The following is a 22044-nucleotide window of genomic DNA, read 5'->3' as shown; positions in this document are numbered from 1 at the left end:
GGGTCGGGCGGGTCAGTCGTCGACGGGCCGCTGGCGGGGCCACTTCCGGCCGCCGGTCTTCTGCTCCCGGGCCATCCGGCCGACCAGGCCGAAGCGGCTGACCTGCCGGGGCGTCGCCTCCGGATCGGCGAGCAGCATCACCACGCTCGCCCCGCCCAGCCGGGCCCGGTCGATGCTCACCGAGCCGTTCGCCTGCAACGCCACCCGCCTGGCGATGTCCAGCCCGAGCCCGGTCGAGCCCTGGTCGCTGGCGCCCCGGCGCAGGGCCCGGTCCGGGTTGGCGATCCCCGGGCCGGCGTCGTCGATCCGGATGGCCACGTACCCGTCGCGGCGGGAGACCGCCACCTCGAACGCGGTGCCCTGCGGGGTGTACCGGAAGACGTTGCCGATGACCGCGTCCAGGGCGGCGGCCAGCTCGGCCCGGGGCACCGGCGCGGGAATGCGCAGCTGCGCGCCGCTCACCCGGTGCGGGCGGTTCTGGTCGCCGGCCAGGGCGGCCCAGAACACCATCCGGTCCCGGACCACCTCGCTGACGTCGCACATCGCCGGCCCCGCCTCGTGCGCCACGGCCTTGCGGGTGGTCTTGATCAGCACGTCGATCTCGCCCTCGAGGGTGACGATCGCCTGCCGGATCCGTCGGATGCCACGGCGGCGGTCCAGCTCCGCCTCGCTGAACGAGCCCACGCTGGTGTCGTCGGACTCCAGCGCCTCGGCGTCCAGCCGCAGTACCGTCAGCGGGGTGCGCAGCCGGTGCGACAGGTCGGCGACCAGTTCCCGCTCGTCGGTGCGGGCGGCGTCCAGCCGGTCGGCCATCCGGTTGAAGGCGTACCCGGCTTCGGCCAGTTCGCGCGGGCCGCTCGGATCGACGCGTACGCCCTGGTCGCCGTCGCCGATCGCGAGCGCCGCCCGGACCAGGCCCCGGGCCGAGTCGACCGCGCGGGCGGCGACCCGGTCCACCACCAGCACCGCCGCGCCCACCAGGGCGGCGGCCACCCCGAGCAGCAGCGGCCACCGGCTGTTGCCGCCCAGTTCCGAGTCCGGTACGAAGACCTCGACCACGGCCGTGGTGTCGCCGAGCACCACCGGGTCGAGCCGGAGCACGCCGCCCTCGACGTCGACGACCACGGAGCGCCGCTCGGAGCGCGCCCGCTCCAGGCTCCCGGCGTCGGCCCGGCCCGCCGACCCGTCCACGCCCAGTCCGTGCACGACCGGCCGGGTGACCGGGTCGTCGCCGCTGGCCGCCACGGCACGCTGCACCACGGCGGGGTCGGTGCTGACGGCGAGCGCGCCGGTCACCAGCGCGCTGCGCCGGGCCGCGTCGGCGATGGCCTCCTCGCGCGCCCGGTCCGCCAGACCGAGGGCGAGCGGGACGAGGAACGCGAGCGCGACGAGGGCGCACATGCCGGCCGTGAGCAGGGCCAGCGTCGGCCTCAGTCCGGCGCCACCAACCGGAAGCCGACCCCCCGCACGGTGCGCAGGTAGCGCGGCTTCGCCGCGGACTCGCCCATTTTGCGGCGCAGCCAGTAAAGGTGAACGTCGATGGTCTGGTCCTCGCCGACCGATGGCTGCCGCCATACCTCCTCCAGAAGTTCCCGGCGGGACACTACCCGGCCCGGCCGCGCGGCGAGATAGGCCAGCAGGTCGAATTCCTTGCGGGTCAGCGCCAGCGGTTCGCCGTCGAGGTGGGCGCTGCGCTCGCCGACGTCCACCCGCAGCCCGCCGACGCTGTGCACGGCCGGCTGCACGGTCCGGCTGGCCCGCCCGGCCCGTCGCAGCACCGTGGTGATCCGCGCGTCGAGGTGCGCGCCGGTGAACGGCTTGACCATGTAGTCGTCGGCGCCGGCGCGCAGCAGCCGCACCACGGACTGCTCGTCGTCGCGGGCGGTGGCGATGATGATCGGCACGTCGGTGATGCCGCGCAGCATCCGCAGCGCGTCGGAGCCGTCGAGGTCGGGCAGCCCGAGGTCGAGCACCACGAGATCGGGGGTCTCGGCCGCCACCCGGCGCAGCGCGTCCAGCGCCGTACCGACGGCGTGTACGGCGTGCCCCCGGTCGGCGAGGGATCGCAGCATCGCGCCGCGTACGACGTGATCGTCTTCGACCAGGAGCACGGTGGCCACAGCAAGACCGTACTCGCGGTGGCAAGTTGATCGCGTTTGCGGCACTCGCGGCAACAGGGCAAGCTGGCACAACGATGTCCTTCACGCTCTTTCCCGACACCCGTCTCGCCTTGGCCCGGGACTCGCTCGCCGGCCTGTCGGTCGGCGACGCGCTCGGTTCGCAGTTCTTCGTACCCGGCCGGCACCCGGCCGACCTGGCCGCCGGGAAGCTGCCCCCACCTCCGTGGCAGTGGACCGACGACACCGAGATGGCCTGTTCGGTGGTCGCGGCCCTCGCCGAGACCGGCCGGATCGAGCGGGACGCCCTCGCCGCGGCCTTCGCCGAGCGCTGCGAGCCCTACCGGGGGTACGGGCCGGGGGCCGTGACGATCCTGCGGCTGATCCGCACCGGCACGCCGTGGCCGGTGGCGGCCGCCTCGGCCTTCGACGGGCAGGGCTCCTGCGGCAACGGCGCGGCGATGCGGGTCGGCCCGCTGGGCGCGTGGTTCGCCGACTCCACCGGGCGGGCGGCGGCGCAGGCCAGGGCGTCGGCCGAGGTGACCCACGCGCACCCGGAGGGCATCGCCGGCGCGGTGGCGGTGGCGGTGGCCGCCTCGCTGGCCGCCCGCGCCCGCCTCGACGGCCACCGGCCCGCCCCCGACCGGCTGCTGGCCGGTGTGACCGCCGCGCTGGACCCGACCACCGAGGTGCACCAGGGCGTACGCCGGGCGGCCCGCCTGCTCGACCGGCCGGTCCGCGAGGCCGCCGAGGTGCTCGGCAACGGCTCCCGGGTCACGGCGCAGGACACCGTCGCCTTCACCTGCTGGGTGGCCGCCGTGCACCTGGACGACTACCCGGCGGCGGTCCGTGCCTGCGTGGCGGCCGGCGGCGACGTCGACACCACCGCCGCGATCGTCGGGTCGGTGGTGGCCGCGCACACCGGCGTCGGCACCCCGGGCGGGGTGCCGACCGACTGGCTGGCCGCCCGCGAGCCCCTGCCGGACTGGGCCGGCTGACCCGCGACCCCGTCGACCGGCCCGGTCGGGTCGTGGCGGCGCCAGCGGCTGACCAGCCAGCCGATCGCCGCGCCCCCGCCGAGCCCGGCGAGCAGCCCGGCGGCCAGCATCCCGTCGGCGTTCCCGCCGTCGACTGCGCCGGCCGTGGTCAGCGGCCCCGCGGCGGGCCCGGCCCCGTCCGACGACGCACCGGCCGCCCCGCCCGGTGCCCCGGCATGCCCGGCCGCCCCGCCCGGTAGGGCGTGCCCGGCCGCCGCGCCGGGGACCGCCGGCAGCAGGGTGAGTGTGGGGGCCCGGCGGGCTCCGGTCGGGCCGGCCCAGCGCACGACCGTGCCGTCGGCGTACGTCCGCAGCACCTCGAAGGTGAGCCGGTCGGCCTGCGGCAGCGGGCCCATGGAGAGGGTGAGCCGGGCCGGGCCGGGGGGTGTCCCGGGCATCCGGATCCAGGTCACCGCGCTGGTGACCTGGTCGACCCGCGAGGAGTGGATGCCGGTGAGCGGCTGGTCGAGCGCGCGGGAGGTGATCCGGGGCGCCCAGCCGGTCACCGACATCGGATAGACCTCGGCGATCGGGGTGTCGGTCGGCAGCCGGATCTCGATCCGCTCGGCGCGGGCGCCCGGCAGTTCGTCGGGCACCACGAACTCCAGCTTCACCGCACCGCCCTGGCGTGCCTGCGTCGGGCTGGTCGCCACGTCGGCCGCGTACGCGGGGGCGGGCCAGGTCAGCACCCCGGCCGCCACCAGGACGGCCACCGCCCCGGCCCGGCGCCGGGAGCGCACACCGTGCATCGTCGCCATCGTCGGTCCCATCCGTCTCCACGGGGCCGGCACGGTTCCGGCCATACAACCGGTAGTTCGGATGCGACGACGCAAAGGTTCAACGCGGCGGCCAGCACAACCGCGCCCGAGGCCCGTCCCACGGATCCGGGGGCGGTGGCGTCGGCGACCGTGCCGGCGGCGGCGACCGATAGCATCGCAGGAGCCGAACTTTCGGCGTCATCCGTGTCGTCTGCTGGAGGAGTCACCGTGTCCGCACCCCGTACCCCCGCCGTGGCCGACCCCGTCGTCGTCGCCGCCGGGACGACGGCGGCCGACGCGGTGGCCGCAGCCGGTCTGCCCGCGTCCGGCCCGAAGGCGATCGTGGTGGTCCGCGACCCGCAGGGCCAGCTGCGCGACCTGGACTGGGCCCCGCAGGTCGACACCGAGGTCGAGCCCGTCAGTCTCGACTCGCCGGACGGGCTCGACGTGCTGCGGCACTCCACGGCACACGTGCTCGCCCAGGCCGTGCAGGACGTCTTCCCCGACGCCAAGCTCGGCATCGGCCCGCCCATCGAGAACGGCTTCTACTACGACTTCGCCGTCGACAAGCCGTTCCAGCCCGACGACCTCGGCAAGCTCGAGAAGCGGATGCAGGAGATCGTCAAGTCCGGTCAGCGGTTCCGTCGCCGGCGCTTCGGCAGCCTCGACGAGGCGAAGGCCGAGCTGGCCGCCGAGCCGTTCAAGCTGGAGCTCATCGACGTCAAGGGCGAGGGGCTGGACACCTCCGAGGTGATGGAGGTGGGCGGCGGCGAGCTGACCATCTACGACAACCTCGCCGCCAACGAGGACAAGGTCTGCTGGTCGGACCTGTGCCGGGGCCCGCACCTGCCGAACACCCGGCTCATCGGCGCGTTCAAGCTGATGCGTTCGGCCGCCGCGTACTGGCGGGGCTCGGAGAAGAACCCGCAGCTCCAGCGGGTCTACGGCACCGCCTGGCCGACCCGCGACGAGCTGAAGGCGTACCTGAAGCTGCTGGAGGAGGCCGCCCGGCGCGACCACCGCAAGCTCGGCGCGGACCTGGACCTGTTCAGCTTCCCCGACGAGATCGGCTCGGGCCTGCCGGTCTTCCACCCCAAGGGTGGCGTGATCAAGCGGGAGATGGAGGACTACGTCCGGGCCCGCCACATCGAGGAGGGCTTCCAGTACGTCGGGACCCCACACATCTCGAAGGAAGGTCTCTTCCACACCTCGGGTCACCTGCCGTACTACGCCGACGGGATGTTCCCGCCCATCGAGTTCGAGGGCGCGGACTACTACCTCAAGGCGATGAACTGCCCGATGCACAACCTGATCTTCCGCTCGCGCGGGCGCTCCTACCGGGAGCTGCCGATGCGGCTGTTCGAGTTCGGGTCGGTGTACCGGTACGAGAAGTCCGGCGTCATCCACGGGCTGACCCGGGTTCGCGGCTTCACGCAGGACGACTCGCACTCGTACTGCACGAAGGAGCAGGCGCCGGGTGAGGTGAAGCACCTGCTGAACTTCGTGCTCGGCCTGCTGAAGGACTTCGGCATCGACGACTTCTACCTGGAGCTGTCGACCCGCGACGAGTCCAAGCCGGAGAAGTTCGTCGGCACGGAGGAGGACTGGGCGACGGCGACCGCCGTGCTGGAGGAGTGCGCCCGGGAGACCGGGCTGGACCTCGTGCCGGACCCGGGCGGCGCGGCCTTCTACGGCCCGAAGATCTCCGTGCAGGCGAAGGACGCGATCGGCCGTACCTGGCAGATGTCCACCATCCAGTACGACTTCAACCAGCCGAAGGGCTTCGGGCTGGAGTACCAGGCGGCCGACGGCACCCGGCAGCAGCCGGTCATGATCCACTGCGCGAAGTTCGGCTCGATCGAGCGCTTCGTGGGCGTGCTCACCGAGCACTACGCGGGCGCGTTCCCGGCTTGGCTGGCCCCGGTGCAGGTCGTCGGCATCCCGATCCGCGAGGACCACACCGACTACCTGCACGACTTCGTGGCCGCCCTGCGGGCCGAGGGTGTGCGTGCCCAGGTCGACGCGGGCGACGACCGGATGCAGAAGAAGATCCGCACCGCCCAGCAGCAGAAGGTCCCGTTCATGGTGATCGCCGGCGACGACGACGTGGCCGCCGGCACCGTCTCGTTCCGCTACCGGGACGGCTCGCAGCGCAACGGGGTGCCGGTCGCCGACGCCGTGGCCCACGTGCTCGACGTGGTCCGCTCCCGGACGAATGCCGGCCCGTCCGCCGCCTGACCCGTTACGCACCGAAGGCCCCCCGCGACGCGGGGGGCCTTCGTCGACAGGTCGTCGGGTGTCAGATCCCGCAGGTCGGCGCGGACCAGCCGCCGGTCGCCCCGACGTGGGTGTGGTCGTTGTGACCCGGGTAGCCGGGGCCGAGGATGTTGCCGAAGCCGTGGTAGCGGGCCTGCTGGGCGAGCCGGCAGAACGAGGGCGACCCGACCAGGTCGACGCCGTCACCGTAGAGGTGGCGGCTGTTGGAGGCGCCACCGACCGCGCTGTTGCAGGAGTAGCTGCGGAAGCCGCTGCTGATGTTGATCGACACGCTGCCGAGGGCCTTGCGCATGGCCTGGAGCTTCCACATGGACACCAGCGCGTTGAACTTGGCGGTGCTCGCGGAGACCGCGCCGCCGGACCAGGTGCTGTTGCACCGGTTCAGCTCCGCGTAGCTGAAGTTGACCGGGGTGCAGTCGTCGTCCTGCAGCGCGTACAGCTTGCTGAAGGTCTGCGGGCCGGCGGCGCCGTCGGCGCTCAGGCCGTACGCCTGCTGGAAGCGGATGAGGGCCGAGCGGGTGGCCGGACCGAACGACCCGTCGATGGCGAGGATCCCGCCGTATCCCGGGTAGCCGGCGAGCCGGATCTGCAACTGCCGGACGTCCTCGCCCGTCATTCCCTGTGTCAGGGCGCGTCCCCAGGTGTAGCAGCCGTCGGCGTACGCCGGGCTGCTCGTCGCCGTCACCCCGACGAGGGCGGTGACTGCGGCGAGGGTACAGGCGGCCAGCGCCCGGCCGATCCGACGGAATGCAGTTCTCACAGTGGCTCCCATCGACGGGTGATGATATTTGGATGGATTCTTCATTCGTGGCTATGACTTCGTCAAGAACTTTCACCCCCTATTTATCCCCCTCAATGCCGGCCATGCCCCGCAGGCCGACAGGGGTCGGGAGCGGGCCGGCGTACGGCGTCGGGGAGCCGCATCCGCCGGGAACGTAGGATCGGTGGCGTGACAGGGGTGGAACGGCACGCGGACAGCGGCATGGCCGACGGCCTGGAGCGGCTCTGGACACCGCACCGGATGACCTACATCTCCGGGGAGGACCGGCCCGAGGGCGGCTACGAGCGGCCCGCCGGCTGCCCGTTCTGCCAGGCGCCGGGGCTGCCGCCGGAGCGGAGCCTGATGGTGGCCCGGGGCGAGCACGTGTTCGCGGTGCTCAACCTCTATCCCTACAACCCCGGTCACCTGCTGGTCTGCCCCTACCGGCACGTGGCCGACTACACCGAGCTGGACCTGGCCGAGACCACCGAGCTGGCGGCGTTCACCCAGACCGCCATGCGGGTGGTGCGCAAGGTGAGCAACGCCCACGGGTTCAACCTGGGCATGAACCAGGGCGGCGTGGCCGGCGCGGGGATCGCCGCGCACCTGCACCAGCACGTGGTGCCCCGCTGGGGCGGGGACGCCAACTTCATGCCCGTGATCGGGCGGACGAAGGTCCTGCCGCAACTGCTCACCGACACCCGTGACCTGTTCACCCGGGCCTGGCCGACCTGACGCACCGGGCCGCTCCCGCCTCCCGCCCGCTTCGGCTTCCGCCTCCCGCCCGCTCCGGCTTCCGCCTCCCGCCCGCTCCGGCTTCCGCCTCCGCCCGCTCCGCCTCCCGGGTTCCGCCTCCGGACCTCCCGCTTCCGGCTCCCGGGGCGATCGGCGGTGCGGGCGGTCGTGTCAGCGGTGAACTTCACGCCCGGTTCCGGGCGCGAGGTGACACGATCTGTCGATGGCAGTGACCACGCGGACGTTGGGCCGCAGCGGCATCGAGGTCAGCGCCCTCGGCATGGGGTGCTGGGCGATCGGCGGCCCCTGGGCCGAGGGCAGCCAGCCGCTGGGCTGGGGCGCGGTCGACGACGACGAGTCGGTCCGCGCGATCCGGCACGCGCTCGACCTCGGGGTGACGCTCTTCGACACCGCCGACACGTACGGGGCCGGGCACGGCGAGCGGGTCCTCGGGCGGGCCCTCGCCGGCCGGCGCGACGAGGCCGTGATCGCCACCAAGTGGGGCTACACCTTCGACGAGGCCGCCCGCCAGGCCACCGGCGAGGACGCCTCCCCGGCGTACCTGCGGCAGGCCGTCGTGCACTCGCTGCGCCGGCTGGGCACCGACCGGATCGACCTCTACCAGCTGCACCTGGCGGACCTGCCGGTGCCCCGGGCCGAGGCGCTCGTGGGCACCCTGGAGGAGCTGGTCGACGAGGGGCTGATCCGGGCGTACGGCTGGAGCACCGACCGCCCCGACCGGGCCGCCGCGTTCGGCCTGGGGGCCCGGCACGCCACCGCCGTGCAGCACACGCTGTCGGTGCTCCGGGACGCCCCCGAGCTGCTCGCCGTCTGCGACAAGTACGACCTGGCCAGCGTCAACCGGGGGCCGCTGGGGATGGGGCTGCTCTCCGGCAAGTACACGGCCGGCTCCACGCTGCCCCGCGACGACGTACGCGGGGTCGCCCCCGGCTGGCTGGAGTGGTTCCGGGGCGGCCGGCCGGCGCCGGAGTGGCTGCGCCGGGTCGCCGCCGTACGGGCGGCGTTGACCGCCGACGGGCGTACCCTCGCGCAGGGCGCGCTGGGGTGGCTCTGGGCGCGCAGCGAGCGTACGGTCCCGATTCCCGGCTGCCGCACGGTGGCCCAGGTGACGGAGAACGCCGGCGCGCTGCGCCTGGGCCCGCTGTCGGCCGACCAGTTCGCCGAGGTGGAACGCCAGTTGGCGGCGCTGCGGTCGGCCGCCCTGCGCGACGCGGACCGCCCCCACTGGCCGACCCCCGGCCCTCCCACCGCCCGCCCCTGACCCGGCCCCTGACGCCGCCCCTCCGGCCCCACACCCCACCCACCCAGCCCGCCTGCCCCCTCTCCCGCCCTCCCACCCTGCCCGCCCTCCCCGCAGGGGTCGATCAAGCGGTTGTGGTGGCCGATGTGCCCTGACCTGCACCTTTCGCGGGGCACCACAGCTGCATGATCGACGGGGTCGGAGGGGGCGGGGCGGAGGGGCAGGGCGAGGGCGGGCGGGGAACGGGGTCAGGGGTGGGGGAGTGGGGTCAGGGGTGGGAGGCCGGGGGATTGCGGAGTTGGTCGGCCAGGTGGGTGGGCATCGGGTCGTAGCGGACGAAATGGCGGCGGAACGTGCCCGTGCCCGAGGTCATCGAGCGCAGCTCGACGGCGTAGCGCAGCAGTTCCGTGGCGGGCACCTCGGCGCGGACGACGCTGCGTCCCTCGGCCTCGGGGTCGGCCTCGGTGCCGAGCACCCGGCCCCGCCGGCCGGACAGGTCGCCCATCACCGCGCCCACGGAGGAGTCGGGCACCCGGATCACCACCTCGTCCACCGGCTCCAGCAACGCCGGCTGGCCCTTCTCGGCGGCGTCGCGCAGGGCCAGGGCGCCGGCGGTCTGGAAGGCCGCGTCGGAGGAGTCGACGCTGTGCGCCTTGCCGTCGACGAGGGTCACCCGCAGGTCCACCACCGGGTGGCCGGCGACCAGGCCGCGCTCCATCTGGGCGCGTACGCCCTTCTCGACGGAGGGGATGTAGTTGTGCGGCACCGCCCCGCCGACCACCCGGTCGGCAAACTCGAAACCGGCGCCGGGCGGCAGCGGCTCGACCTCGATGTCGCAGACGGCGTACTGGCCGTGGCCGCCGGACTGCTTCACGTGCCGGCCGTGCCCCTTCGCGGGCACGGTCAGCGTCTCGCGCAGCGCGACCCGGACCGGCTCGGTGTCCAGCTGCACGCCGCCGGCGCGCAGGCGCTCCAGCACCACGTCGGCGTGTGCCTCGCCCATGCACCAGAGCACCAGCTGGCGGGTCTCCGGGTTGCGCTCCAGCCGCATCGTGGGGTCGCCGGCGACCAGGCGGGCCAGGTTGCGCGCGAGGGCGTCCTCGTCGGCGCGGCTGTGGGCGGCGACGGCCACCGGCAGCAGCGGCTCGGGCATCTCCCAGGGGGCGATCAGCAGCGGGTCGTCCTTGGCGGAGATGGTGTCGCCGGTCTCCGCGCTGCCCGACTTGGTGAGCGCGCAGATGTCGCCGGCCACGCACACCCCCACCTCGCGCAGGGCCGCGCCGAGCGGCGTGTAGATGTGGCCGACCCGTTCGTCGGCGTCGTGGTCGGGGTGGCCCCGTTCGGCCATCCCGTGCCCGGAGACGTGCACGGTCTGCTCGGGACGCAGCGTGCCGGAGAAGACGCGTACCAGGGAGACCCGCCCGACGTGCCGGTCCACGGTCGTCTTGACCACCTCGGCGACCAGCGGGCCGTCCGGGTCGCAGGTCAGCGGCGGCCGGGGGGAGCCGTCCACCCCCGCGACGGCGGGCAGCTCGTGCTCCAGCGGCGAGGGGAAGCCGGCGGTGAGCACCTCCAGCAGCACGTCCAGCCCCACGCCGGTCTCGGCGCAGACCGGCACCACCGGGTAGAAGTGGCCGCGGGCGACCGCCTTCTCCAGGTCGTCGACCAGCACGTCGGTGCCAATCTCCTCCCCGTCGAGGTAGCGGTCCATCAGGGACTCGTCCTCGCTCTCGGCGATGATCCCCTCGATCAGCTCGTTGCGGGACTCGACGATGGCGGGCAGGTGCTCCGGATCCGGCTCGCGTACGTCGGCGGGCAGGCCGGCGGTGTAGTCGAAGACCCGGCGGGTGATCAGGCCGAGCAGGCCGACGGTGGAGACCCCGTCGTCGCCGAGCATCGGCAGGTAGAGCGGCAGCACGTTGTCGCCGAAGACCCGCTGGCACAGTGCCACGGCCTCGTCGAAGTCGGCGCGCGGGTGGTCCAGCCGGGCCACGGCCACCGCCCGGGGCATGTCGACCGCCGCGCACTCCTCCCAGAGGGCGGCGGTGGCGGCGTCCATCCCGTCGACGGCGGAGACCACGAACAGCGCCGCGTCGGCGGCCCGCAGCCCCGCCCGCAACTCGCCGACGAAGTCGGCGTAGCCGGGGGTGTCGAGCAGGTTGACCTTGATGCCGTCGTGCAGCAGCGGCGCGCAGGCCAGGCTCACCGAGCGCTGCTGGCGTACGGCCGCCGGGTCGTGGTCGCAGACGGTGGTGCCGTCGGCGACGGCACCGGCCCGGTCGATGGTGCCGCTGGCGGCGAGCAGCGCCTCGACCAGCGTCGTCTTGCCCGCTCCCGAGTGCCCGACGAGCACCACGTTGCGGATCCTGCCGGGCTCGGTCACCACCGGCGCGCCACCGGCGGCCCCCTTCTCCTGACTCTTCTGCGCCATGCGGCGCACCTCCCTCAGCCGTGGTTGGTGGCGACCGCCGCGCGCGACGGGGAAGCGGCCCGGTCGGGTTCCGCGGCGACATCCTCCGGTGCGGTGCAGGATCGCGGGTAATCAACGGGCGGGTGGGTGAGCTGGCTCACGTCCCTGGCTCGATCTCACACCCGATCCGGAGCCGGCACAAGGCTCCGTTCCCGCGGGTCGCCTGACCGGCCGTACCGCTGCCGCTACGCGGACCGTTATCGTGGGACCGCCATGGCGAAGATCTTCCAAGTGTCGGCCCGCGCGGGGATGACCCGTGTCGTCGAGCCGGTCGCACGCCGCCTGCTCCGTGCGGGCGTAACTCCCAACGCGGTCACCGTGGCGGGCACCCTCGGGGTGCTCGTCGGCGCGCTCGGCTTCGGTGCCCGCGGTCATCTGGTCGCCGGGGCCCTGATAGTCACCTTCTTCGCGCTCACCGACCTTCTCGACGGGACGATGGCCCGGATGAGCGGGGGCTCCACGAAGTTCGGGGCGTTCCTCGACTCGAGCATGGACCGCGTCGCCGACAGCGCCGTCTTCGGCGCGGTCGCGTACTGGCTGGCGACCCAGCACAACTATTCCGGTGTCGCCGCCGCGCTGCTCTGCCTGGCCGCCGGCGGGCTGGTCTCCTACGTGAAGGCCCGCGCCGAGGGCCTCGGCATGACCTGCAACGTGGGCATCGCCGAGCGCACCGAGCGGCTGCTCATCGTCGGTGTCGGCGGGCTGCTCACCGGCTTCAACGTCAAGCCCGCGCTGGAGATCGCGCTGTGGCTGCTCGCCGCCGTGTCGATCTTCACCGTGGGCCAGCGGATGGCGCACGTGTACCGCCAGGCCCAACGGGTGCACACCCCGGGCGGGCAGGGATGAGCGCCACACCCGCCGGTCGGCCGTGGCCGGGGGGCTGGCGCCGGTGAACCTCACCGAGCTCGGCTACGTCGCCGGGTGGCGCGTGATCCGCGCGCTGCCCCGGTCCGTCGCGGCGGCGGCGTTCCGGGCGGGCGCCGACCGCGCCCACCGTCGCGGCGGCGGGGGTACGGCCCGACTGCGCGCGAACCTGCGCCGGGTGGTCGGCCCCGACCTGCCGGAGGCCGAGCTCGACGAGCTGGTCCGTCGCGGCCTGCGCTCGTACGCCCGCTACTGGATGGAGGCGTTCCGGCTGCCGTCACTCAGCCGGGCGGACATCCTGGCCGGCTTCCGCCTCGACGGCGAGGAGCTGCTCGCCGCCGACGTGGCCGCCGGCCGGGGCGCGGTGGTGGCGCTGCCGCACGCCGGCAACTGGGACGCCGCCGGCGCCTGGGTGGCGGCGACCGGCTGGCCGATCACCACGGTCGCGGAGCGGCTCAAACCCGAGGGCGTCTACCAGCGGTTCCTCGCCTTCCGGCGGAGCCTGGGCATGGAGATCCTGCCCACCCACGGCGGCGAGCGGCCCGCGTTCGACGTGCTGGTCGACCGGGTCCGCACCGGCACGGTGGTGCCCCTGCTGGCCGACCGTGACCTCTCCGCGCGGGGCGTGGAGGTCGAGTTCTTCGGCCACCGCACCCGGATGCCCCCGGGCCCGGCCCTGCTCGCGTTGCGTACGGGAGCGCCCCTCTACGTCGCCTCGATGTGGTACGAAGCGGACGCGGCGTGCGCGTCGATCGCGGGTCCGCTGCCGCTGCCCGGCCCCGAGGAGGGCCCGCTCGACCAGCGGGTCCGGTCGCTGACCCAGCGGATCGCCGACGGTCTGGCGGCGGGCATCGCCCGGCATCCGGAAGACTGGCACATGTTGCAGCGGATGTGGCTGGACCAGCACGGCACGGGTGACGGCACGACCCTGCCCTCCCCGGCCGCCGGACAGGCGTGAGGGAGGCTTCTACGCGTGCGTATCGGCATCGTGTGCCCGTACTCCTTCGACGTGCCCGGTGGGGTGCAGAACCACGTCATGGACCTGGCCGAGGCGCTGCTCGGGCTCGGCCACGAGGTGAGCGTGCTCGCCCCGGCCGACGAGGACTCCCCGCTGCCGCCGTACGTGGTGCCGGCGGGGCGGGCCGTGCCGCTGCCGTACAACGGCTCGGTGGCCCGGATCGCCTTCGGTCCGGTCTCCACCGCGCGGGTGCGACGCTGGATCACCCGGGGCGACTTCGACGTGCTGCACGTGCACGAGCCGTTGACCCTGAGCCTGTCGTTGCTGGCCGTGCTCTCCGCGCGTGGCCCGGTGGTGGCGACCTTCCACACCGCGATGACCCGGTCGCGGGCGCTGGCCGCCGCGCAGGGCGTGCTCCAGATCGTGCTGGAGCGGATCACGGCCCGGATCGCGGTGAGCGCCCTGGCCCGCAAGGTGCAGGTCGAGCACATGGACGGCGGCGCGGTCGAGATCCCCAACGGGGTGGCCGTCGCGAAGTTCAGCCACGCCCAGCCGCTGCCGGGCTGGCCGGGGGAGTGCCCGCCGGGCCGCGACGGCGCGATCGGGTTCCTCGGCCGGTTCACCGAGGCCCGCAAGGGCTTCCCGATCCTGCGGGACGCCTTCGTGGAGCTGGCCCGGCAGCGTCCCGGCCTGCGGCTGCTGGTGGCCGGGCCCGGTGACGCCGACGACCTGTTCGGGCGGTTCCCGGCCGACCTGCGGGATCGGGTGACCTTCCTCGGGCTGGTCTCCGAGGAGGACAAGGCGCGGATGCTGCGCAGCGTGCACCTCTATGTGGCGCCGAACACCGGCGGTGAGTCGTTCGGCATGATCCTCACCGAGGCGCTCGCGGCGGGCACGACCGTCGTCGCCAGCGACCTCGACGCGTTCCGCCGGGTGCTCGACGGCGGGCGGGCCGGCCGGCTCTTCCCGACCGGGGACCCGGCGGCGCTGCGTACCGTCCTGGCCGACCTGCTCGACGATCCGGGCGCCCGGGGCGCGCTGACCGCCTGCGGCGACCAGGTGGTGGCCACCTTCGACTGGCCGGTGGTCGCCCGGCGGGTGCTGGAGGTGTACGCGGCGGCGATCGAGGCCACCGACGGGCGGGTCATGGACACCGAATGGGTGGGGCTGGACTGACGATGTCGCGCTTCGGGTGGGTGCTCGCGGCCCTGGTCGTCGGGCTGGTGGTGGCGTACCTCGTCTGGACCGCCGGCCGGGTCGGCCGGTTGCACGCGCGGGCGGAGCTGGCGGCCCGCGCGCTGGAGGCCCACCTGCTGCGCCGGGCGGCGGCCGCCGCGGTCCTCGCGGAGCGCCGCTACGGCGTCGAGCTGTACGCGGCGGCGCGGATCGCGCTCGACGCCGAGCCGGACGAGCGGGAGGCCGCCGAGAACGACCTCACCCGCCAGCTGCGGGCGGTGCAGCTGGACCCGGCGGATCCCGACTGCGAGGCGGTGATCGCCGCCAGCCGACGGCTCGCCCTGGCCCGCCAGGTGCACACCGACCTGGTCCGCGACGCCCGCGCGGCGCGTGGCCGCCCGCTGGTACGCCTGTTGCGGATGGGGCGTCGCCGTCCCTGGCCGCGCTACTTCGACATCGACGACCCCACGCTCACGGCCCCGGCCGACGTGCCCGCGGGCTGAGCGGGAGGAACCGGACGCCGGGCGCGACCGGGCACGAAGCGTGCATCGGTGACGGCGGGGGCGGGCCTGGTGGGAACCACCGGACGGCCGGTGACGGCTGCCACAGTGCAGTCCACCGTGGGCCTGATTGGCTGTCGGATCGGTGTTGGGACCGTCGTAGCATTTCCGCAGCCACCCCCCGAGCACGTCCGAGGAGCGATGACCCGTGCCCGAAACCACTGCCCAGAACGCTAGCGCCAGCCCCGTCACCGGCACCGCCCGCGTCAAGCGCGGCATGGCCGAGATGCTCAAGGGCGGCGTGATCATGGACGTGGTCAACGCCGAGCAGGCCAAGATCGCCGAGGACGCCGGTGCCGTCGCGGTGATGGCGCTCGAGCGGGTACCCGCCGACATCCGCGCCCAGGGCGGCGTGTCCCGGATGAGCGACCCCGACATGATCGACGGCATCATCAACGCGGTCTCCATCCCGGTCATGGCCAAGGCCCGGATCGGCCACTTCGTGGAGGCCCAGATCCTCCAGTCGCTCGGCGTGGACTACGTCGACGAGTCCGAGGTGCTGACCCCCGCCGACTACGCCAACCACATCGACAAGTGGGCCTTCACGGTGCCCTTCGTCTGCGGGGCGACCAACCTCGGCGAGGCCCTGCGCCGGATCACCGAGGGCGCGGCCATGATCCGCTCGAAGGGCGAGGCCGGCACCGGTGACGTCTCCAACGCCACCACCCACATGCGCAAGATCCGCCAGGAGATCCGCCGGCTGAGCTCGCTGCCGGCCGACGAGCTGTACGTGGCCGCCAAGGAGCTCCAGGCGCCGTACGAGCTGGTCAAGGAGGTCGCCGAGAGCGGCAAGCTGCCGGTGGTGCTGTTTACCGCCGGTGGGATCGCCACCCCGGCCGACGCCGCGATGATGATGCAGCTCGGCGCCGAGGGCGTCTTCGTCGGCTCCGGCATCTTCAAGTCCGGCAACCCGGCGCAGCGCGCCGCCGCGATCGTCAAGGCCACCACCTTCCACGACGACCCGGACGTGCTGGCGAAGGTCTCCCGGGGCCTGGGCGAGGCGATGGTCGGCATCAACGTCGACGACATCCCGCAGCCGCACCGGCTGGCCGAGCGCGGCTGGTGAGGGGTGGGAAGGGCACCCTTCGAGGCACCGCGGGTGCCCTTCCCGACATCTGAGGAGAGGAACGGTGGCATGAGCGACGCACCCGTCATCGGCGTGCTCGCCCTCCAGGGCGACGTACGCGAGCACGTCGCCGCCCTCGCCGAGGCCGGCGCGGACGCCCGCCCGGTGCGCCGGGCGCGGGAGTTGGACGAGGTCGACGGGCTGGTCGTCCCCGGCGGCGAGTCCACCACGATCAGCAAGCTCGCCGACATCTTCGAGATGCGCGAGCCGATCGACAAGCGCATCGCCGACGGGCTGCCGGTCTACGGCTCCTGCGCCGGCATGATCATGCTGGCCACCGAGGTCCTCGACGGCCGCCCCGACCAGCGCGGCTTCGCCGGCATCGAGATGACCGTGCGGCGCAACGCGTTCGGCCGGCAGGTCGACTCGTTCGAGGCGCCCGTGGGGATCACCGGCGTCGAGGGCGGGCCGTTCCACGCGGTGTTCATCCGGGCACCGTGGGTCGAGCGGGTCGGCGACGGCGTCGAGGTGCTCGGCACGGTGACCGAGGGTCCCGCCGCCGGCCGGATCGTGGCGGTACGGCAGGGCAACCTGCTGGCCACCTCGTTCCATCCGGAGCTGACCGGCGACGCGCGGGTGCACGCGTACTTCGTCGAGATGGTCCGCGCGGCCCGCTGAGCGTCGCCCTCCGCAGGCCGCCTGTCGTCCCAGCTCCAGCCGGGTGGGCCGGGTCGGCGTCGTGCCGCGCGTGACATCCCCCCGCCGTACGTCGGTAGGATTGCCGAGATTCGGCGGGGCCAGCTGCCCGTCACGGCTTTCCCGCAGGGCTGACCGGCACCACCGCGTGCGCCGGCGGGGGCGGGGCGTGCGCGGTCGGTCGATGCAGACGGCGGGTAGCAACGGAGGTAGCAGATGTCCGGCCACTCAAAGTGGGCGACGACCAAGCACAAGAAGGCGGTCATCGACGCCAAGCGCGGCAAGATGTTCGCCAAGCTGATCAAGAACGTCGAGGTCGCCGCGCGGACCGGCGGCGGTGACCCGGCCGGCAACCCGACGCTCTACGACGCCATCCAGAAGGCGAAGAAGAACTCGGTTCCCAACGACAACATCGACCGCGCCGTCAAGCGCGGGTCGGGTCTGGAGGCCGGCGGCGCCGACTGGCAGACCATCATGTACGAGGGCTACGGCCCCAACGGCGTGGCGATGCTGATCGAGTGCCTCACCGACAACCGCAACCGCGCCGCCACCGAGGTGCGCACCGCGCTGACCCGCAACGGCGGCTCGCTCGCCGACGCGGGCTCGGTGTCGTACATGTTCTCCCGCAAGGGCGTGGTGATCGTCCCCAAGGCGGGCACGACCGAGGACGACGTGATGATGGCGGTCCTCGACGCCGGCGCCGAGGAGGTCAACGACCTGGGTGAGGCGTTCGAGGTGGTCTGCGAGCCGACCGACCTGATCGCTGTCCGCACCGCGCTCCAGGACGCCGGCATCGAGTACGAGTCGGCCGAGTCGTCGCTGATCCCGAGCGTCAACGTCCCCCTCGACGAGGAGGGCGCCCGCAAGATCTTCAAGCTGATCGACGTCCTGGAGGACTGCGACGACGTGCAGAACGTCTTCGCGAACTTCGACGTCAGCGACGAGGTGATGGAGGCCGTCGGCTGACCCCGACGCCCCCGTACGCGAGCCGGCGCCGCCGCGCCCGCCGTCGATCCCCCACCGGAGACCGATGGCGGGCGGCTGGTCACCGCTAGGCTGCGGGCATGGACAATCCGGGCCGTGCGCAGCGCGGCGGTGCGGCGTACGACGGGGGCCGGTTCGCACCCGGCGACGTCGTCGTACGGCGCGAGATCCTGCACGGCGAGGTGTGGTTCGGCTGCCCGACGATCTGCGTCGAGGACTCGCCCGACCTGCTCGCGCTCTACCTGCCGCCGGGCGCGCGGTTCGGCTTCCCCGAGACCGGCAGCTTTCCCTGTGGGCGGCACCCGTGGCAGGTCGCCGGGCACCGGGCGTGGACCGGGCACGGCAAGCTGATGCTGCACCGCCCCGGTGAGGCACACTCCGTGGACGTGTTCTGGAACGGCCCGGAGAGGGCGTTCGCCGGGTGGTACTTCAACCTCCAGGATCCGCTGCGGCGTACGCCGGTCGGGGTGGACACCCTCGACCACGAGCTGGACCTCTGGTGGGGCGCCGGCGACGACCGCTACGTCTGGAAGGACGTGGAGCTGTTCGCCCAGCGCATCGAGGAGGGGCGCTACCCGGGGACGGCCGACGCCATCCGGGCCGAGGGCGACCGGATCGCCGCCCTGCTGGACGCGGGGGAGCGCTGGTGGGACGAGGCGTGGTCGGCCTGGCGCCCCGACCCCGGCTGGCCGACCCCGGCCCTGCCGCCCGGCTGGGACACCGTCCCGCCGTCCCGCTGACCCCGCCGCCCGGCCCGCCCGTGGCCCGGGTGCCCCGTCACGCGCCGCCGAGGCGGGGCAGGACGGGCCGGACCGCCACCGGGCTGCCCGGCCGGCCGCCCGCGCGGGACGCGTACTCGGGGACGCCGACGCAGGTGAACAGCAGCGCCGCGAGTTCGGCGGGCTCGCCGAGCAGGTCGGGAACCTCGGAGTCGATGAAGGTCATCCCGGAGGCGCCGGCCCCCAGGGCGTACGCCGCCAGGTGCAGGCGGCCCTCGACCAGCCCGGCGGCGAGCTGGGCGTCCCGGTAACCCCGGTCGTCGAGCGCCGACAGCGGCGTGGCCGCGACGACGACGTACGCCGCGTCGCCGGCGAGCGCCTGGTCGAGGCAGATCCGCAGCAGCTCGCCGCGCAGCTCCGCCGCCCGCAGCGGCGCCGACAGGTCGGGCCACCGGTAGATGCCGGGCGCGGTGTCGTCGACGCCGTGCACGGCCACCCAGTGCGGCACCCGTACGCCCCGGAGGGCCGCGGCCAGCGGCCACTCCAGCAGGGCGCGCGGCAGCGTGCGGGAGCGGTCCATCCGGCGCTGCGAACCGCGCCGGAGCACCACCTCGTCCAGCGTGGCGGAGGGCGGGAACCCGTCCAACGCCGGCGCGTCGGGCCAGGGCTGCCCGAGCGCGTCCCGTTCGCCCGCGCGCTGCGCGGCGGTGCACAGCGGCAGCTCGACCGGCGGCAGCTCACCCGGGGCGGCGGGACCGGTGGGGCCGATGGCGGGCTCGCCGTCGCCGAGGGTCAGCAGGGCCAGCGGGTACTCGTGCACCCCGTCCGCGCCGACGAGGGCGCGCACCGTGGCGTCGGGGAACAGCGTGCGCAGCCGCGGCCCGAGGCCGGCGCTCGCGGCCGCCGCCGACAGCTGGGACAGCAGCGTCCCCGCGTCCCAGTAGAGGTGCCGCCACCCGCGCTCGGCGTAGCGCCATCCCGTCCGCCACGGCACGCCCGTGACCACCAGCGTCGTGGCCGCCCCGGCGGCGGCGGGAGCGACGCGGACGAGCGCGTGCCGGGCCGGGTCGTACCAGTGCACGCCGTCCGGGACGCCCGCGACGCCGCGGGTGCTCGCGTAGACCTCCAGCGGGAACCGCGCCCCGGCCGACCCGGCGGCGCGGTAGAGGAACGGCCGGCCCTGGCGTTCGGCGGTGCGTACGACGCCGGCGCCGAGGAAGAGCACCCGGCCGAGCTGCGCCGCGTCGAGGGGCCGGGCCGCGCCCGCGACGCCCGCGAGCACGGCCGTCGCGGGCACGCCCGGGTCGGGCAGGTCGCGCGGCAGGGCGAGGACGGGCAGGTCGTCCGGGTAGCCCTTGAACTGCGGGGGCATGGTCGCGGGGTCGTTGGGGACGAGGTCGTGGCGGACCCGTGGGTCGTCCACGGGCACGTCCCACTCGCGGTTCGGCACGTACGACGTCAGCCGGTGCAGCAGCCCGGCGCCGGAGTCGAGGTCCACACGCGACATCCTGCCAGTGCTCGGGCCCTCCGGCGGGCCCGTCCCGGGGCGTCCCGGCGACGCCCGACGGGGACCACGGTCGGCCGGTCCCGTCCCGAGGGGGCCGGGCGGCGCGGTCAGCCCACCGTCTCGCGCGAGCGCCAGGCCGTACGCACCGAGGTGCGGCCGTTGGTACGCAGCAGCGAGCCCTCGTAGACCCGGGCGCCGGCGGCCACGAACGCGGCGGCCGCGACCAGCAGCAGGGCGAGCGACACCAGTGGCTCCCAGCCGGCCGCGTCCCCGTTGAACAGCCGCAGCGGCATGGCCGTCGGCGCGGAGAACGGCAGGTAGGACAGCACCCGCATGGCCGCCGCGTTGTCGTTCAGGAAGACCACCGCGAAGAACGGCAGCATGATCGCGAGCTGCACCGGCGTCGACACGCCCGCGATGTCCTCCTGGCGGTTCACCAGGGCCCCGGCCGCCGCCCACATGGCGGCCACCAGCACGAAGCCGAGCAGGAAGAACGGCAGGAACCAGCCGATCGCCGGGGCCAGCAGCGAGAGCAGCCCGCCGCTGTCGCCGAACTGCACCCCGACCAGGGCGACCAGGGCGATCAGGGCGATCTGCCCGAGCGCCAGGACCGTGCCGGCGATCATCTTGCCGGCCAGCAACGCCCGCACCGGGACGGCGGCGACCAGGATCTCCACGATCCGGGTCTGCTTCTCCTCGACGATGCTCTGCGCGATCTGCACGCCGAAGGTCTGCGAGGTGAGGAAGAAGACGAACCCGAAGGCGAACGGCACCAGGAAGGCCACCACCGGGTCCACCGCGTCGGGGTCCAGCAGCCGCACCTCGGGCCGAGTGCTCAGCGCCGTCACCACGTCGTCGGGGGCCTCGTCCATGGCCAGCACCGCAGGCCCGGAGACCACCGCCGCGTCGACGTCGCCGTCGCGTACGGCCCGCTCGGCGGCGCGGTCGTCGGGGACCGTACGCACCTCGAGGCCCGCCTCGCGCAGCGGGCCGGCCGCCGCCGCGGTCGCCGCGACGCTCGACGGGCCACCGGAGAGCAACGGCGGCAGGATGGTCGAGGCGGCGGCGATCAGCAGGAAGAACAGGGTGGTGAACAGGAAGGTGCGGTCGCGTAGCTTGACCCGGATCTCCCGGGCGGCGACCAGCCGGGTGGCCTGGGTCGTGTTCATCGGGTGACCTCTCGGAAGATCTCGGTGAGGGACGGGCTGACCGGGCGGAACGCGCGTACCGGCCCGCGGGCCAGCGCCGCGTGCAGCACCGGCTGCTCGTCCGCGCCGGGCGCGAGGTCGAACACGGCGCGCGCGCCGTCCAGGTCGACGAGGGTCACCCCGGGCTCGTCCCGCAGCCAGCCGGCGTCGTTCTGCACCACCAGCTCGTACCGGGGCACGGTGTACGTCGCGCGCAGCTCCTGCCGGCTGCCGGCGGCCCGGATCACGCCACCGGCGATGATCACCAGGTCGTCGCAGAGCCGCTCGACGACGTCGAGTTGGTGGCTGGAGAAGAGCACCGGCACGCCCGTGGCGGCCCGCTCCCGCAGGACGGCCACGACCGTGTCGACGGCCAGCGGGTCGAGGCCGGAGAACGGTTCGTCGAGCACCAGCACCTCGGGGTCGTGCACCAGGGCGGCGGCGATCTGCGCGCGCTGCTGGTTGCCCAGCGACAGCGTCTCCAGCAGGTCGTCGCCGCGTTCGGCGAGGCCGACGCGCTCCAGCAGGGCGTCGGTGCTGCGGCCCGCCGCGGCGGCGGTCATGCCGTGCAGCCGGCCCAGGTACGCCACCTGCTCCCGGACGCTCATCTTCGGGTAGAGGCCCCGCTCCTCCGGCATGTAGCCGAAGCGCTGGCGGGCCTCGCGGGTCAGCGGCGCCCCCTGCCACGTGATCTCGCCGGCGTCCGGGGCGAGCACCCCGAGGACGATCCGCATGGTGGTGGTCTTGCCGGCGCCGTTGCCGCCCACGAAGCCGGTCATCCGGCCGGCGGCCACGTCGAAGGACACGTTCTGGAGCACCCGCCGGTCGCCGAAGCTGCGGTCGACGCCGTCGAGGCGGAGCACACTGGTCACGCGTCCACGCTAGATCGGCGGGCGCCGTACGCAGTCCGCC

The 22044-nt window shown here is 74.2% G+C and carries 19 protein-coding genes and 1 pseudogene; 12 read left to right on the top strand and 8 right to left on the bottom strand.

Annotated elements, in window-relative coordinates:
- Positions 1-12 precede the first annotated feature (12 nt).
- Together ACGFIG_RS22750 and ACGFIG_RS22745 are read right to left on the bottom strand one after the other, a co-directional pair.
- The gene (locus ACGFIG_RS22750; protein WP_393005882.1) at positions 13-1401 is read right to left on the bottom strand and encodes an ATP-binding protein; all 1389 of its coding nucleotides are present in this window, start codon (positions 1399-1401) and stop codon (positions 13-15) included.
- Positions 1402-1430: 29 nt separating this feature from the next.
- Positions 1431-2120 carry a response regulator transcription factor gene (locus ACGFIG_RS22745; RefSeq protein WP_089001050.1) on the bottom strand — a complete coding sequence of 230 codons (690 nt, stop codon included), beginning with the start codon at positions 2118-2120 and terminating at the stop codon, positions 1431-1433.
- Between the two features lie 74 nt (positions 2121-2194).
- Between ACGFIG_RS22745 and ACGFIG_RS22740 the strand changes: the two genes are divergently transcribed.
- The gene (locus ACGFIG_RS22740) at positions 2195-3115 is read left to right on the top strand and encodes an ADP-ribosylglycohydrolase family protein (RefSeq protein ID WP_393005880.1); all 921 of its coding nucleotides are present in this window, start codon (positions 2195-2197) and stop codon (positions 3113-3115) included.
- A gap of 317 nt (positions 3116-3432) precedes the next feature.
- Here the strand turns inward: ACGFIG_RS22740 and ACGFIG_RS22735 are convergent.
- Positions 3433-3903: pseudogene (locus ACGFIG_RS22735) on the bottom strand (DUF1775 domain-containing protein); the annotation flags it as partial.
- A gap of 237 nt (positions 3904-4140) precedes the next feature.
- On the opposite strand from ACGFIG_RS22735, the gene thrS reads away from it, so the two are divergent.
- Positions 4141-6150, top strand: coding sequence for a threonine--tRNA ligase (thrS, locus tag ACGFIG_RS22730; RefSeq protein ID WP_393005878.1), 2010 nt, complete (start codon positions 4141-4143; stop codon positions 6148-6150).
- 61 nt (positions 6151-6211) lie between these two features.
- Here the strand turns inward: thrS and ACGFIG_RS22725 are convergent, their stop codons facing one another.
- Positions 6212-6949: a D-Ala-D-Ala carboxypeptidase family metallohydrolase gene (locus ACGFIG_RS22725; protein WP_393005876.1), complete on the bottom strand. Its 738-nt coding sequence runs from the start codon at positions 6947-6949 to the stop codon at positions 6212-6214.
- 222 nt (positions 6950-7171) lie between these two features.
- Between ACGFIG_RS22725 and ACGFIG_RS22720 the strand changes: the two genes are divergently transcribed.
- On the top strand, positions 7172-7684 hold the full coding sequence (locus tag ACGFIG_RS22720; protein ID WP_393006312.1) for an HIT family protein: 513 nt from the start codon (positions 7172-7174) through the stop codon (positions 7682-7684).
- A gap of 223 nt (positions 7685-7907) precedes the next feature.
- Positions 7908-8966 (top strand): aldo/keto reductase, encoded by a 1059-nt coding sequence (locus ACGFIG_RS22715; RefSeq protein ID WP_393005874.1) that lies wholly within the window; start codon positions 7908-7910, stop codon positions 8964-8966.
- Between the two features lie 247 nt (positions 8967-9213).
- On the opposite strand, the gene ACGFIG_RS22710 is transcribed toward ACGFIG_RS22715, so the two are convergent.
- Positions 9214-11376 (bottom strand): elongation factor G-like protein EF-G2, encoded by a 2163-nt coding sequence (locus ACGFIG_RS22710; protein ID WP_393005872.1) that lies wholly within the window; start codon positions 11374-11376, stop codon positions 9214-9216.
- A gap of 252 nt (positions 11377-11628) precedes the next feature.
- On the opposite strand from ACGFIG_RS22710, the gene pgsA reads away from it, so the two are divergent.
- The 8 genes from pgsA (at position 11629) to ACGFIG_RS22670 (ending at position 18459) form a co-directional block, all read left to right on the top strand.
- Positions 11629-12261, top strand: a complete 633-nt coding sequence (pgsA, locus tag ACGFIG_RS22705) for a phosphatidylinositol phosphate synthase (RefSeq protein WP_393005870.1) — start codon at positions 11629-11631, stop codon at positions 12259-12261.
- A 43-nt stretch (positions 12262-12304) separates the two neighbouring features.
- Positions 12305-13237: a phosphatidylinositol mannoside acyltransferase gene (locus ACGFIG_RS22700; RefSeq protein ID WP_393005868.1), complete on the top strand. Its 933-nt coding sequence runs from the start codon at positions 12305-12307 to the stop codon at positions 13235-13237.
- A gap of 15 nt (positions 13238-13252) precedes the next feature.
- On the top strand, positions 13253-14413 hold the full coding sequence (locus tag ACGFIG_RS22695) for a glycosyltransferase family 4 protein (protein WP_393005866.1): 1161 nt from the start codon (positions 13253-13255) through the stop codon (positions 14411-14413).
- A gap of 2 nt (positions 14414-14415) precedes the next feature.
- Positions 14416-14916, top strand: a complete 501-nt coding sequence (locus ACGFIG_RS22690; RefSeq protein WP_393005864.1) for a hypothetical protein — start codon at positions 14416-14418, stop codon at positions 14914-14916.
- A gap of 205 nt (positions 14917-15121) precedes the next feature.
- Positions 15122-16039, top strand: a complete 918-nt coding sequence (gene pdxS, locus ACGFIG_RS22685; RefSeq protein WP_393005862.1) for a pyridoxal 5'-phosphate synthase lyase subunit PdxS — start codon at positions 15122-15124, stop codon at positions 16037-16039.
- Positions 16040-16108: 69 nt separating this feature from the next.
- On the top strand, positions 16109-16717 hold the full coding sequence (pdxT, locus tag ACGFIG_RS22680) for a pyridoxal 5'-phosphate synthase glutaminase subunit PdxT (protein WP_393005860.1): 609 nt from the start codon (positions 16109-16111) through the stop codon (positions 16715-16717).
- Between the two features lie 234 nt (positions 16718-16951).
- Complete coding sequence (locus ACGFIG_RS22675; RefSeq protein ID WP_393005858.1) at positions 16952-17701, top strand: YebC/PmpR family DNA-binding transcriptional regulator; 750 nt, start codon at positions 16952-16954, stop codon at positions 17699-17701.
- A 98-nt stretch (positions 17702-17799) separates the two neighbouring features.
- Complete coding sequence (locus ACGFIG_RS22670) at positions 17800-18459, top strand: DUF402 domain-containing protein (RefSeq protein ID WP_393005856.1); 660 nt, start codon at positions 17800-17802, stop codon at positions 18457-18459.
- 37 nt (positions 18460-18496) lie between these two features.
- On the opposite strand, the gene ACGFIG_RS22665 is transcribed toward ACGFIG_RS22670, so the two are convergent.
- The 3 genes from ACGFIG_RS22665 to ACGFIG_RS22655 all read right to left on the bottom strand — a co-directional run bounded on the left by ACGFIG_RS22665 (position 18497) and on the right by ACGFIG_RS22655 (position 22004).
- A complete protein-coding gene (locus tag ACGFIG_RS22665; RefSeq protein ID WP_393005854.1) occupies positions 18497-19945 on the bottom strand; it encodes a nitroreductase family protein in 1449 nt (482 codons plus the stop codon).
- 107 nt (positions 19946-20052) lie between these two features.
- Positions 20053-21114, bottom strand: a complete 1062-nt coding sequence (locus tag ACGFIG_RS22660; RefSeq protein ID WP_393005852.1) for an ABC transporter permease — start codon at positions 21112-21114, stop codon at positions 20053-20055.
- Positions 21111-22004: an ABC transporter ATP-binding protein gene (locus ACGFIG_RS22655; RefSeq protein ID WP_393005850.1), complete on the bottom strand. Its 894-nt coding sequence runs from the start codon at positions 22002-22004 to the stop codon at positions 21111-21113. The genes ACGFIG_RS22660 and ACGFIG_RS22655 overlap by 4 nt, the downstream gene beginning before the upstream one ends.
- Positions 22005-22044 lie beyond the last annotated feature (40 nt).

It is taken from the genome of Micromonospora sp. NPDC049048 (genome assembly GCF_043197615.1).
Classification (GTDB): Bacteria; Actinomycetota; Actinomycetes; order Mycobacteriales; family Micromonosporaceae; genus Micromonospora.
This window is presented reverse-complemented; position numbering and strand designations above follow the sequence as displayed.